The 14099-nt window shown below is 34.5% G+C and carries 13 protein-coding genes; 4 read left to right on the forward strand and 9 right to left on the reverse strand.

Going from position 1 to position 14099, the window contains the following annotated elements; translation table 11 throughout:
* Positions 1–329: 329 nt before the first annotated feature.
* Positions 330–1460 (reverse strand): PQQ-dependent sugar dehydrogenase, encoded by a 1131-nt coding sequence (locus Z053_RS0113875; RefSeq protein ID WP_025665612.1) that lies wholly within the window; start codon positions 1458–1460, stop codon positions 330–332.
* 283 nt (positions 1461–1743) lie between these two features.
* The gene (locus Z053_RS0113880; protein ID WP_025665613.1) at positions 1744–2379 is read right to left on the reverse strand and encodes a LysE family translocator; all 636 of its coding nucleotides are present in this window, start codon (positions 2377–2379) and stop codon (positions 1744–1746) included.
* Positions 2380–2501: 122 nt separating this feature from the next.
* Between Z053_RS0113880 and Z053_RS0113885 the strand changes: the two genes are divergently transcribed.
* Positions 2502–2954, forward strand: coding sequence for an Lrp/AsnC family transcriptional regulator (locus Z053_RS0113885; RefSeq protein ID WP_025665614.1), 453 nt, complete (start codon positions 2502–2504; stop codon positions 2952–2954).
* Here the strand turns inward: Z053_RS0113885 and Z053_RS0113890 are convergent.
* The 3 genes from Z053_RS0113890 to Z053_RS0113900 all read right to left on the reverse strand — a co-directional run bounded on the left by Z053_RS0113890 (position 2951) and on the right by Z053_RS0113900 (position 7274).
* Positions 2951–5335, reverse strand: a complete 2385-nt coding sequence (locus tag Z053_RS0113890) for a TonB-dependent receptor domain-containing protein (protein WP_025665615.1) — start codon at positions 5333–5335, stop codon at positions 2951–2953. The two genes, Z053_RS0113885 and Z053_RS0113890, sit on opposite strands and share 4 nt — an antisense overlap.
* A gap of 148 nt (positions 5336–5483) precedes the next feature.
* Positions 5484–6626 (reverse strand): helix-turn-helix domain-containing protein, encoded by a 1143-nt coding sequence (locus Z053_RS0113895; RefSeq protein WP_025665616.1) that lies wholly within the window; start codon positions 6624–6626, stop codon positions 5484–5486.
* An 87-nt stretch (positions 6627–6713) separates the two neighbouring features.
* On the reverse strand, positions 6714–7274 hold the full coding sequence (locus Z053_RS0113900; RefSeq protein ID WP_025665617.1) for a Crp/Fnr family transcriptional regulator: 561 nt from the start codon (positions 7272–7274) through the stop codon (positions 6714–6716).
* Between the two features lie 333 nt (positions 7275–7607).
* Between Z053_RS0113900 and Z053_RS0113905 the strand changes: the two genes are divergently transcribed.
* The 3 genes from Z053_RS0113905 to Z053_RS0113915 are packed head-to-tail and all read left to right on the forward strand — an operon-like array spanning position 7608 to position 9460.
* Complete coding sequence (locus Z053_RS0113905) at positions 7608–8510, forward strand: GlcNAc-transferase family protein (protein WP_035096155.1); 903 nt, start codon at positions 7608–7610, stop codon at positions 8508–8510.
* Positions 8491–9087 (forward strand): prolyl hydroxylase family protein, encoded by a 597-nt coding sequence (locus tag Z053_RS30130; RefSeq protein WP_025665619.1) that lies wholly within the window; start codon positions 8491–8493, stop codon positions 9085–9087. The genes Z053_RS0113905 and Z053_RS30130 overlap by 20 nt, the downstream gene beginning before the upstream one ends.
* Positions 9088–9109: 22 nt before the next feature.
* Positions 9110–9460: a hypothetical protein gene (locus Z053_RS0113915; protein WP_152538312.1), complete on the forward strand. Its 351-nt coding sequence runs from the start codon at positions 9110–9112 to the stop codon at positions 9458–9460.
* Positions 9461–9798: 338 nt separating this feature from the next.
* Here Z053_RS0113915 and Z053_RS0113920 read toward each other — a convergent pair whose 3' ends face one another.
* The 4 genes from Z053_RS0113920 to Z053_RS30135 all read right to left on the reverse strand — a co-directional run bounded on the left by Z053_RS0113920 (position 9799) and on the right by Z053_RS30135 (position 14047).
* Complete coding sequence (locus Z053_RS0113920; protein WP_035096157.1) at positions 9799–10434, reverse strand: hypothetical protein; 636 nt, start codon at positions 10432–10434, stop codon at positions 9799–9801.
* Between the two features lie 15 nt (positions 10435–10449).
* Positions 10450–10962 carry a DinB family protein gene (locus tag Z053_RS0113925; RefSeq protein WP_025665622.1) on the reverse strand — a complete coding sequence of 171 codons (513 nt, stop codon included), beginning with the start codon at positions 10960–10962 and terminating at the stop codon, positions 10450–10452.
* A 15-nt stretch (positions 10963–10977) separates the two neighbouring features.
* Entirely contained in the window at positions 10978–11976 is a 999-nt protein-coding gene (locus Z053_RS0113930) for an NAD(P)-dependent alcohol dehydrogenase (RefSeq protein WP_241459831.1), read from the reverse strand.
* A gap of 244 nt (positions 11977–12220) precedes the next feature.
* Positions 12221–14047 carry a serine hydrolase gene (locus Z053_RS30135; RefSeq protein ID WP_025665624.1) on the reverse strand — a complete coding sequence of 609 codons (1827 nt, stop codon included), beginning with the start codon at positions 14045–14047 and terminating at the stop codon, positions 12221–12223.
* Between the last annotated feature and the right edge of the window lie 52 nt (positions 14048–14099).

Consider the following 14099-nt stretch of genomic DNA (forward strand, 5'->3'; position numbering starts at 1 on the left):
AAGCAATGTTAATTAATTCTTAACCAGTTGTTTGAATGTCTGCATATGTGATTGTATTTGTTGGATTATACTTATTTCGGGAGTTCCTTTCTAGGTTTGTTCTACACTTTTTATGGGGTAGCCATAATGAAGAAAATGAAAAAAGTCAAATAGATGCAAAATCTGTTCTCAATTCAGAGAAAAACAAAACTAATTATAGCGTATTATTACTATACATAATGTATTTAATTTTATGTGAGAAAACTAATACCTGTATATAAATTTCATAAGAAGTGTAATTACAGAACACTCATAAATAAATAGGATTTAGGATTATATTTTTTGAGGAGTTACTTTTCAATTTTATTAATCTCGATAATACGATGTGTATTACTGGTATCCCCATACGAATTTCCGTTGGTAGCGATAAAAACACGTCCCTGAGGAGAAATAGCGATATCTCTCAGACGACCAAACTGTCCATTAAAGAATATTTCCTCATTGGTAATTGCAGTTCCGTCACTGTTTAGAGTAAGCGCAATTATTCTTTGATCTTTTAACACTGTCATCAGTAGTTTATTAGTCCATTCAGGAATTCGATTACCCGTATAATAGACCAGATCAGAAGGAGCAATGGTGGGTGTCCATTCAAAAATGGATTCGATAACCTCTGTACTCGCTGCAAAAGTCTGTTCGTTGGGAGTATCTATTTTACCTTTTACAGCAGGCCATCCATAATTTTTACCAGATTGTATGATATTTATTTCATCATCAGAACTGGGTCCATGCTCAGAACTATATAATTTACCATTAGGATGCAATACCAGTCCTTGTGCATTTCTATGCCCTAAACTATAGATATAACTACTCGCAAAAGGATTATCGGCAGGGATACTACCATCTAAGTTTAATCTTAGTGTTTTACCTCCCAGAGAATTCATATCCTGAGAAAGGTTGGTATTACCAGCATCGCCTGTAGTCATAAATAGATGCATATCTGGTGTGATCAATAACCGAGAACCATCGTGATTAGAGTTGGCGGGAATTTGATCGATAAGTACAGTTTCGTTAGACAAGGTGTTATTTGCATATGTAAACTGAACCAATCGTTCCAATAAGCCACTTCCCCCGTTATAGGTATATACAACGTATACATATGGATTGGTATCAAAATTGGGGTGAAGTACCATACCTAATAACCCACTTTCTCCAACTTGAGATACATTAGGAATCGTATATACCAATTGTTGCTCTCCGCTGTCAGGATTTATCCTGCTAATTTTTCCATTACGTTCGGTTACCCACAAGAAATTATCAGGACCCCAAATTAGCTCCCAAGGAACGCTTAAGGTTTCTACCAATATTTTTGTCGCTTCTACAGGTTCATCTGTACCAGGATTTGTAGTATCATCATCTCCCGAACAAAACCATAGCAAGGATGAAATTAGTACAATACTTGCTAATTTTGATATTCTTTTCATAATATTTCTTTTTAAATCAACAATTGAATCCTGTATAAGGTAGTGATTGTTAATGATTTGCGTGGTAATTGATAATTATGATTTCACCTATCAATTATTCTATATGTTTTTATGAGAAAACAACATATCCAACTTTATTCTCAAAAGCCAATTACTTTCTCTTAATTATAACGATTAACTTATACGAAACCCTACTTTTTTTTGTTTTTTTTAATTGTTTTTAATTGTTTATTAAGAATTGTTTACATTCTGTTACGTAAGGTTTTAACACTTATTTGAAGTATTATTTTTTACTTAAGGCTAATTTGATTCCTAGTAAAATAAAGAGAACCCCAGTAGTTTTATCCATCCAAAACTTCACTTTACTATTCTCTCTGATCTTGTTAGCGAACTTAGCAGAAAAGAAAGCCAGTATCATGCACCATATTGTGCCTGTAGTCACAAAAGTTAACCCCAGAATTAAGAAAGGGATGGCACTTTTAGCGTAATCCGGATTAATAAATTGTGGTAAGAAAGCCAAAAAAAAGAGTGCAACTTTTGGATTAAGTAGGTTGGTTAAAACCCCCGAGATATATACTTTTTTGTAGTTTTTTGCTGTTTCTTTTTCTTTAATTACTTCAGCAATAACTGTTGATTTTGTTAATAATGATTTAATTCCTAAATACATTAGGTAAGCAGCACCAGCATATTTAACGATACTAAATGCAGTAGCAGATTTTGCTAATAGAATAGATAACCCAAGTGCTGCAAAAATACAATGTAAAAGAGCTCCCGAAGAAATCCCCAGAGCAGAAATCACCCCAGATTTTTTTCCTTGCGAAATGCTACGTCCTAAAATATATATAGTATCTGCTCCAGGCGTGAGGTTAAGCAGTATTCCTGCTAAAATAAAGGTTCCAAAATTAAGAATGCCAAACATAGGATTGTATTAGATTTTGATTCAAAATTATACCAAACAAAGGAGACTTAGAAAACAAATCATTGGTTTATCTTTGTTTTTTCTGGAGAATATATCTTAATTATAAACAAAAACCGACGATTATGGTGAAAGACGATTTAGACTGGAAGATTTTAGAGCTCTTACAGGAAAATGCACGTTTGCCATTTGCACACATAGGTAGAGTAGTGGGGCTTTCTCCATCTGCCGTGGCAGAGCGTGTACAACGTTTAGAAGATACAGAAGTGATCACAGGATATACGACACAGGTAAACCCTGCTAAACTAGGATGGTCTCTTTCTGCATTCATTATGATGAGTGTAAATAGAATCAATTTTCAGTCGTTTACCGATGCACTGGATGCGGATGCGTATCCTGAAATGGTAGAATGCACCAGAGTCACCGGTAAAGACTGTTTAATTATGAAGTTTCATGTAAAGAACAGTAAGCATCTTGAAGAAGTCATCAATCGTTTAGCGCAACATGGAGATCCAACAACATTATTGATTTTGAATGAGTTGATGAAAAATGGTGCGATAGGAAGATGTGCTCATTAGTTACTTCTATTTCTTTCCTCATCATTTCCAAAACCTCTTTGCTTACCTTTTATCTTATTATTTCCAAATGTGTAGGATAGTGATATTCTGGCAAATCGAGGGCTATAATTTTGGGCATATACTGTTTCTATACCATTTACTACAGAAGCTAATCTACTATAACTCGATGTATCTAATATATCATTTACCAATACTGAAAGCTGTAGTTTATCTTTAAACATGCTTTGTTTTAGTGCTAAATTAAGATTGTAGGTTTCACTAATGTCAAACAAGTTTGCTTTATGCGGAGAATTATATACAAAGTTAAGCTGCAATTTGGTGGTTTTACTTAATGTAAAGGTATTGTTCGTAGATAGATGAAGCTGAAACCCATCCTCGGCATTAGCGTTTATCGCGTCATCAATGACAGTTTTGTATCCAAGAACATATACCTGGTTCTGGCTTTTCCACCACGGTAGTGTGCTAAATGAGAAGGTTTCACCAATTCCCCAATTATAACTTTTATAATAGTTTTCTCGTATTACTGCCTGTACTTCGGTCTCCTGATCTGCTGTAAAAATAGTACCAAAACCATCAGTGGTAATATTAAGGAAAGCATTGGTAGTTAATGTATTGTTGTAGGTATGATTAAATTCGAAAGTGTCTGTAAATGATGGTTGTAAAAATGGATTTCCTTCAGAGAAACTATTGCTATTAACATATATCCTGAATGGATTTAAATTTCTAAAACCTGGTCGGTTAATACGTCTTCCGTAATTGAGCGAAAATACGTTATTATCATTTTTTTGATACGATATATAGGCTGTCGGAAAAAACTTTAAGTATTCGTTTGTATTGGTTTGGTTTAGGGTTTCTGAGAAGCCTTCTGTAAGTGTGTTTTCTACTCGTAACCCCAGTTGAAACTCCCATTTGTCATTGATCTTTTTAGAAGCATTTACATATAATGCCTGAATATTTTCTGTGTATTCAAATTGGTTGGAAGATATAGGGTCAAAAACCGGAGTACCAGTTTCTGTTATAAAGTTTTGTAATCCATTTATGGTTTTGATAAAACTAAGTTTACCACCATATGATAAATTAACAGAAGGAAAAGGGTGCTCGACATCTATTTTTGCACTAAAATTATCAATACGTTGATCTGATAGATTCATAGCAGCATAGTTAATCCCAACAAATTCACCGTTTGGTAATAACGTATTTACTACATTGTCTTGTTTCAGAGTATTATCATAATCAAAATAATCAATATCAAAAGAAATCTTTCTGTCCAGGGTATCTAATGTAGTAATCATGTGTAGGTTATACAGGTGGCTTTTTACCTTTCTATCAAAAAAACCTGTATTATCCAATATTGAATCCAGTTGGTTGGTTGCATTAAAAATTTGAGTAGTTGATTGTACAGTATTATCGGGAGTATTTTGATTACCCAGGTATTGTGCACCTACTATAATATTATCGGTAATGTCATAATCTATTGATAAACGACCTGATATATTGTCTTTATTTGCTTTATTATCCATATCCAACACCCATGGACCATTAGGGTAATACACATCTACTTCTTCGATTTCTCTTATATTCCCTTTAGTACCATTGGCAGTTACAGAAAATCGTAGTTTGTTTTTGTTGTAGAAAAAGTTGTTACGAAGCGTAGTAAAATTGTATGTATTCTGATTGTAAGCCAGGGTAGTGGTATTTTTCCAAGAGTTACGTGCTCCTTTTTTGTAAACAATATTAATAAGTCCACCATTTCCGGCAGCTTCATATTTGGCTGGTGGGTTCGTAATGATTTCTATTTTCTTAATATCACTTGCTGCTATACCATTTAAAAAGTCTATCAGTTCTTCTCCAGATAACTGTAATATCCTTCCGTCTACCATTACACGCGATGCACCTCTACCAATCATACTCAAAGTATTATTCTGAACCGTAACCCCTGGTGCTATCTTAAGGGCATCTAAAGCATCTCCGCCACTCGCTGCAATACTATTTTCTACATTAAACACCAGACGGTCGGGTTTACGTTCAATTACTTTTTTGGTTTTGGTAATCACCACTTCGTCAAGACTGGTAGTACTGCTTTCGAGGGTAATAGTACCTAAATCCACAGTGTTATTTAATACAATATCTTGTTGCCATTCGGTATATCCCATAAAGCGTATTGCCAGAATATAGGTTCCTTCTTTTGCAGATATTGTAAAGTTTCCGTTTTCATCAGTAATTGCTCCCGTAATTACTGCTCCATCAGATCCTGGAGTTGATAAAATAACATTAGCAAAAGCTATGGTTTCTGTTTTACTAATTACCGTTCCTTTGATTTCTAGTTGAGAAAAGCATAAGAAGGGACATAAAAACAATAAAGAAATAAAGATAGATCGCATCACAATTTTATATTTAAGATTAATTATGAGGCAAATATCATTTTTGAATACAACCTGTGCGACCGATTAAAATAATCGAACGCTTTTGATCACCAAAAATGAGTTCGACTTTTTACAGCCAAACGTTCGACTTTTTACAAATACCTGATTATGAGTTGTTTTTTCTGTATTGAGTAGGGGTGGTGCCAGCGTATTTTTTAAAAGAAGTATTGAAAGAAGATTTAGAATTAAAACCTACTTCGTACAAGATTTCGAGAACAGTTACCTGTTTTTTGGCAGGATCTTTTAAAATATCCATCGCATGTTGTATACGATATTCATTTACAAAATCAAAAAAATGCTGATCCAGATGATGGTTGATCAGAATTGATACTTCTCTAACAGGCAATTGTAGATCATCTGCCAAGTTTTGTATTGTAAGTGTGGGATTCAGATAAGGCTTTTGCTCGATCATATGTGTTCTTAATTGCTGTATTTGATCTTGAACCTCTTTATCATCAGGAAGATTGATCACGGTCTCGTTTTTTGTGATCATATTTTCTACCGGGAGTAATTTAGAATCAATTCCTCTAAAAATTCCCGGATCATACAATGCTTTTAAAATTAACCAACATATAAAGCATAGAACCAGAAACACAACAATAATTCTGGCAATATTTATGGTTTGGAAATCATCATTGAAAAACTTAAATATCGTTTTAGAAGTACTAACAACAAAGATAAAGCTAGAAATAACGTTTAACTGAAACAACCATTTATGTTTTGCTGTGGTTGCATTAGAGTAGTTTTCCAGCATTACCTTCTTAGATTTTTTTAGAATGACAAAAATGGCAATAATATATGCTATAACCTGAATATGACCAATAATCAAAGTGGAAATGGATTCTGGAGTCAGCAAATAATTATTCATAAAAGAAAGCTTGGCTTCTTGGTTTGCCAAATAAAATCTGGGAATTAATATCAAGGTATTTATCACAAAAGGAAGACCATGTAGCAAATGTTTTGGTTTCAGCTTAAAATCTATATAGATAACCGATAAGACAAAAAGATAAAGTACCGGACTAGAAAAAAATGGAAGATCCATACGTATCATTTCTAGCGTTAGAGGCATATCTATAAACCGATGATAGAAAAAAGAGCTGATATCGATGGCTACGAGTATAAGAAAAGCAGCAATAAGCCGATTACTGGTTTTGTTTTTTGTTTTTACAGTTAGTAAGAAGATGGCAAAAAGCGACGATATAAAAACAATCATCAGGCTTATAATGCTAAGAATAGCGTAGTTATCCATTTAATAATTTAATACTTGTGTTTACCTTTGATGATACATTGGTTTCTATACAGGATTCTCATAATTTCATCAAATATACTAACTATATTAAGATATCTCATGTAGAGCTCTATTAAGACTGCGTAGTGTTATTCCTAAATAATCAGCTAGATCTTGTTTAGAAAAAGCCATGGCTTCATTAGAAGAAAATTTCATTAATTTTTTAAGATTATAAGCAATAGGATATGATTGTTGTTGAGAGGCTCTAATTGCAGTATCTCTTACTTTATTGGCTAATGCTTTTAAAAGTAGTAAATTAAGTTTTGGGTGATTTTCTAATAGGGTATAGAAATCTTTAGCATCAATCTCATATCCAGTAACTTCTGTTATTGCTTCTGCATTACAAAAACTAATAATATCATTAAAGACTTCTAATTCTCCAAGGATTTCACCAGTGCTAAAAAACTCCTGAATAAAATCTCTGCCATTATCCTCGTTTACATAACATTTTACTACTCCATTTTTTATAATGAATATAGAGGGTACATATTTTCCCTGAATAATAATCTTTTCTTTTGAAATAAATCTCTTCTCTTTTACCATAGTACTTACAGAAGACTCTGATAGTTGTGAAAAGAAATCTAATAATTCTTGATTAATCCTAATCATTTGAAAAATGCTTAAACGAACCGTCTTTTTGAGTTAAAAAATGATGCACTTGCAATATACTAAAGAAGTAGTATGATTAAGTAGATATTTTGATTCAATTATAGATTCTGGATCAGGTCTGAAAAAGTAGGTTAACTCATCGTAAGAAGAGTATATCACTACCTTAACCTCTCAAAGCTTACATCACATTAGATCATACTTAAAAAGGGTAAATCACTGACTATTAATAGGTAAATCCCCCTTTTTTGAGAGGCGAACCCATTGTATCTTGATAAAAATTTAGTTGTACAGACAAGTATAGCAATACAACTTGCAACTAAAAAGAGAATAATAATGCTCGAAAAGATATACATACAAATACCAGCATACCGGGATAAAGAACTGTCTAACACAGTGATTGACCTTAATAAAATGGCTAAACATCCCGAGAGACTAAGAATCGTAATTGCATGGCAACATGGAAATAAAGAACAACTTAAAAAAGAAGTTTTTGACTACGGTAATGTCGAAATTATTGATATTCACTACAAAGACAGTAAAGGTTGTAACTGGGCACGTAATTTACTTCAGAAACAATGGAAAAATGAAGCCTATACCTTATACCTTGATTCTCATCATAGGTTTGTGAAAAACTGGGACGAGGAAACTATAAAAATGTTTAAAGCCTTAAAAGATGAAGGTATAAAAAAACCAATTATCACAGCATATCTTCCTTCTTATGATCCCGAAAATGAACCCGATGGAAGAATGAAATACCCGCTTAAAATCTATCCTTTAGAGCGAGACAAAGGACTCCTTACGAAGTTAACAAGTTATCCTATTCCTCATTGGAAAAAAATTAAGAAACCACTTCTTGCACAATTTATCTCATTACACTTTTTGTTTGCCGATGGTTTCTTTAATAATGAAATTCATTTCGATCCAGAGATCTACTTTTTTGGAGATGAGGTATTAACCAGTCTTAGGGCATATACGTATGGATATGATTTGTTTCACCCTCATATTATTTTGGGATGGCATTTATATGATAGAGAAACAAGAACACCACATTGGGATGATCATACCTCATGGTATAAACAGGAGGAGATATCTTATCATAAAATGAAAATAATCTATACAACAAACATGACTTCTAATACTATACTTGGCCCTGATAGGAAAGTGATTGAGTATGAAAAATATATTGATCTTAAGTTGTATGATAATGGTATAGAAAATGAAGCAATCTGTAGCTGAGATATTAGAAAAAGATAAAATCATATGTATTGATGGTTTTGTACCTGCATCGATGTGTGCCAAAATATTAGAAGAACTCGAATATTCTTTCTGGAAACGCAGTACGGTAATAGATCCAAGGATACATAAGAGTCATCTTAGCAACACCCGGATTAGTAAAAGTGCAGATCAGGAATTGTTTACAGATACACTTATAGGAGTGATAAAGAAAATAGAAGAAGATATTACATCATTATTTGATGTAGAACCGAATAGGCTAGAGCAATGGCAAGCCACAAAATATGCCAAACATGGTAAGTTTGATTATCACTATGATAGTGGAGCCTGGGGAGAGCATTATGCAGGAGAACGAAAGAAAACCTATTTGTTATACCTCAATACACCTAAAAAAGGAGGTGCGACACATTTCAAAAATTTAGATATCAAAGTCAAACCAAAACAAGGAAGATTATTGGTCTGGGATAATTTACTGCCAGACGGAAATTGTAATTATAATATGTTGCATGCAGGCTTACCCATTATTAATGGTAAAAAAACAACATTGGTTACCTGGGAAAGACAAAAAGCAATACGATAAAAACTCTAAAATTGAAACGCATATGACAAAAAAAATCAAAAACTTAAAAGCCGAAGGTTCTAAAATATCTCATATACGAGACAAGAACCTTATTGTTTCTGTAAAGAACCAGGAGAAAATTATAAAGGATGTAATAAAAAAGCACGGACCCATTATTGATCTTGAAAAAGACCCACAATTACTAATTGATATCCTGGTTAAATTTAAACCTCAGTTTTATGGACCTGATGGAGGGTTACCACCGGGAGGAGTACCAGATCCACCGCCACCTCCAGGTCCAGATTCTTACAGAGCAATTGAAAATGTTCATCTTATGAAAGAAATTTTAAAACTAAATAAGAAAATGAGTAGTATAAAAAAACGACTCAAGTAACCTTTAACCCAGATTGTGCAGTAGATTTTCTAATACATAATTCGGGTTTGCTATGTATTAACCTGAGTTTGATTAATCTGAAATGCGTCAGTTTGAGTGAAATTCTGTTAAGAATTTTGTATCGAAAACAAGCATTTCAATGCTAAAAACCTATTCTCGATACAAATTTCACTCATTTTAATCGTAAAATTCACTCGAATTGACAGTTTTTATGCCCTTTGAAATATTAATCAGGTTATTAGTATCAGACCGAGCTTTTCTAAACCTATATAACCATCAAAATAAGTAAACAAACCTTCAGAAAGGCTCGGTTTGATCAATTCATTTTAGAAAATGTATTATTGCAAGGTATTCTCTTTGGGATAATACATTCGTCTTCTTTTTAGGCCTATAATTAATCCTGTTATACCCACCAGAAAACAAACTCCTGCCCAAAAGAAAGGGTCATAACCATCAACTAGTAATCTATAGATAAAAGTGAACAGGAATAAGGCGATCCCAGTTATTTCCCAGATTTTATCTTTTTCAAACCTTTTCTTTTTATCAAATATAGGGGGGAGGTTGATTATAACCTTTAGCGCATTCCAATCCCATATAATCAGTAGCATATTTGCGAATAGCATTAACCCTGTAATCACAGGTGTGTAGGCAAAGCAATAGGATAAGGTAATTATAAATACATTGGCGATTATAGGGAGATTAAGTAGCGCTCCCAGTTTAGCATATCTTTGGGTCATGAGCAAACCTCCTGCGATGAGTTGGCCAATGCCAATAAATTTCCAATATAACCCAGATTGATACATGGTTTCAAAAAAATGCCAGGCAGTATCAATAGGCTCCGATGCTCCGCTTATCGATGTAAATCGTTTTCCTTTGATTTTGATAAGGCTTGCAAAAACAAATGCCCCACCGATCATATACCGGGTATAAATGATAAAAACCTGTAACCATAGCTTTTCTTTAATGCTACTCATATCTTATTTTTAATCTTAGAATTCTTTTTTTAATTCCTCTATAGCAGCAATGTGATGATCATCGTGCTCTGCAACAAAAAGAAACAGGTCCATAGTTCGCATTGGTGTTTTTAACCTGGGGTGCAATGCATGTTTATAGATTTCCTTTTCGGTAAGTTGATGAAGTTGGTTTACAGTTACTGTACGAATAGCCAAGAATTCTTTAAGTAAATCATTACTGTCTCTTAGATTGTGCTGGGCAAAATCTGTTTTTTGGTTTTGCAGATCGGCAGGCCTCAATTCTATTTTGTCGGTTATAATATCATTAAGTCTTCCTTGCCAGATGGGTTCTAAATCGATCAGGTGGCCAATGTTTTCCTGTATCGACCATTTTCTGTTTCTTTTATGGATTAATTGTTCTTTTGTAAGAGAATCGATCGTATTTGCAAGAACAGAAGGAGCGCCTTCTAATCTTTTGAGTAGTAAGGGGAAAATATTTTCTTCAAAAGAAAAATCAAACTTTCTATCAAACCATTTTTCTCGTTTCATATATATTCTTTTAATTTAAGCTTCAGACGTGATAATTGTTTTTCCCAGAACAAGTCCTTCTCCAAAATACTGAAATGCTGCTATGCCCTGGGATAGTGGATAACATCTATCAATAATCGGTACTACTTTTCCGGCATCACGTAGTTTCAGCATATGACCGATATCTTCTTTATTTTGTTTATGCATCAGGAGTCCCATTTTCTTACTCGTAGTTTTTGAGATCAGAGGACCGCAAAAGAGAACCTGTAAAAGTCTACACATAGAACCGCCTGCCATAACGTAGGCTCCTTTAGGTTTTAAAATACGCTTAAAGTCAAAAATCGAACGACGTCCCACAATATCAAAAATCAAGTCGTATTGTTGTTTATTTTTAGTAAAATCTTCTTTGGTATAATCAATAACGTGATCTGCACCGATTGATCTCATCAAGTCTAGTTTTCTGGCGCTGTCTACACCAGTTACTTCGGCGCCCAATGATTTGGCGATTTGTATCGCAAACGTTCCTGCTCCGCCGCCAGCACCATTGATCAAAACTTGTTGTCCGGGTTTAATCTCTCCATTGTAACGAAGTCCTTGTAGGGCGACAACACCTGCTTGCGGTATGGCTGATGCTTCTTCAAATGTAATATGCTCTGGTTTTAACAATAATAGATCTTCGTGAACACATACATACTCTGCAAAACCTCCCCACTGTTCGAATATATCTGCAAACACGGCATCACCAGGCCTAAATTTACTAACGCCTTTACCAATACTAACAACTTGTCCGGCAATATCAGAACCAAGAATGTGATACTTCGGTTTTAGAAGTCCCCAGATACGGGCAAAGAAAGGTTTTCCCCTCAGGAGTTCCCAATCTGATGAGTTGATGGCAGTTGCACGAATTTTGACCAGTACTTCATTTTCTTTGGGAATAGGTACAGGGATTTCTTTAAAGGTAAGTACATCAGACGTACCATATTTGTGATACATCAGAGCTTTCATTTGAGTATCCCTTTCTATACTATACCTCATACGTATTTATGATTTAGGATTGGTGTGTATGTATAGGACGATTACCTCTGGGTATTGTTACAATGCTCAGAGGTAATCGGTTAGTTTTCGACACTGCTTCGACACTGCTTCGACAGGCCTGCCCTGAGTTTATCGAAGGGCTCAGTGTAAACAAGCTCAGTGTGACAACTTAGTGTGGCATGTTTTTGATTGCACCTATCACTAGTTCAAGAATAGTGTTGTAATAGGTAGATAATCAAAATCTTTATTCGACTTGCTTTTGTTTTTTCTGCTCTATTTCCTTGATCATGTTTAAGGCATTCGTATTTTTCTCATTGAGGCTATACGATTTTTTGTAGTTCTCAATGGCCAGATCCAGTTCTCCGATCTTCATACAGGCTTCAGCATAACTGTCATATACATTAAAACTTTCTGGATAGAGTAGCATATTAACTTTAAATATATCTTGTGCTAATTTTAAGTTTTCGGCACCCATAAAACGATATCCTAATCGGTTTAGATTATTTTCTGAAACCGCAGGATCATCTGCATTGGTTTTCATTATTTCCTGATACGCTTTCAGACCTTCTTCAAAATTACCTTCTTCAAGAAACTCAAAAGGAATTCTTTCATCTTCTTTCATCAATACCAAAGTAGATTCAACTGTTTTTTTCATAGGATGTATGAGTAACATATTCAGTTGCCCACTTTCTGCATTGGTTGTAAACTGAATAGGTTGGTTGTTTTCTCTACCGATATACGTGCTATCAGATACCTTAAATAAAGCTACCGGTTCTGCACCCATATCTTTTTTGAATAGCTGATTGTTAGCATGGTATATATTGATAAGGTTGTTATTCCCTAAACGATATCGACCACTAATTTCCTCAAGCTGAGTAGTGGTCATTTCCATTTTTTCATATGTTGGTACAAAACCATCCCACGAATAGGAAAGTGCTACCGATCGAATCAATTCTGAGATAAAATCAGGATGATTAGAGTTGGTTAATACAACCACTCCGTATCCTTTATCTTTATGCGCTATCATTTCACTAGAAAACCCTTCGTCCCAACCCCCGTGGCCAAAGTAAATTTCGTCTTCCATTTTGTTTATAAAGATGCCTAATCCACTAAAATCTTCTACAAATGGAGTTAGCATTTTGGTAGTCATATCCTGAGATAATGCAGCTTTGCTTTCTCCTTTTAATGTCTGTTGTATATTAACTGCAAATTTAGCCAGGTCTTCTGCGGTAGTCCATAATCCTGCTGCAGCCATTTCTGGATAGGTATGTCGTTTCCCTTTGGTCATAGAACCATCAGGCAGGTAACCGGTTGCAGCCATTTTTAATTGTTCACTTTGTAAAGGTTGATCATATGTACTATTACTCATTTGTAAGGGTTGCAATACCAATTCATTCATAAGCTGTGGAAATGGCTTTTGAGCAACATCGATCATCATTTGTTGCATCACTGTATATCCTCCTCCTGAGTAGCGAAAACTCTTTTCTGGAGTTTTATCTACAAAGATAGCCCCAGAATTGGCCGGGGATTCTCCGTTTAACACCTGTACTAGTGTAGGTACAGGCAAATCAGGACTGTATCCTAAAAAACCATGTACGGTTAATCCTCCAGAATGATTAAGAAGGTGCTTAAGAGCAACTTTCTTTTCTTTGGTAAATTCACTGTCTGGTAATTTCCAGGACTGTAAATAGGTATTTACATCTTTGTCGAGATCAATTTTACCTTGTTCTACAAGTGTTAATGCCCCATATGCTGCTACGGGTTTACTAATAGATCCGGCCTGAAAAAGCGTTTGATCGGTGACAGGGGATTTTGTTTCCTTGTCTGTGATACCATAGCTTTTTATCCAATCGATCTTATAATCTTTAATAACAGCAATGCTTACTCCCGGAACCCCGTAATGTTTCATACGTTCTTCTATGGTCCATGTCGAATCCCCCTTGATATATACGGGATGACTAAGATTGGTTTCTACCAGCTTTACATGATCTGGTGCAACGACCGCTTCCGGAGTAGTAGAACAAGAAATAAAAAAAGAAAGAACAGGAAAAAGAAATATGAGTTTTTTCATGATGATTTTGATTGTTGTGTGGTTTGATTGATGATTCTATTTGATTCGGATA

It is taken from the genome of Aquimarina megaterium XH134 (assembly GCF_000520975.1).
Taxonomy (GTDB): domain Bacteria; phylum Bacteroidota; class Bacteroidia; order Flavobacteriales; family Flavobacteriaceae; genus Aquimarina; species Aquimarina megaterium.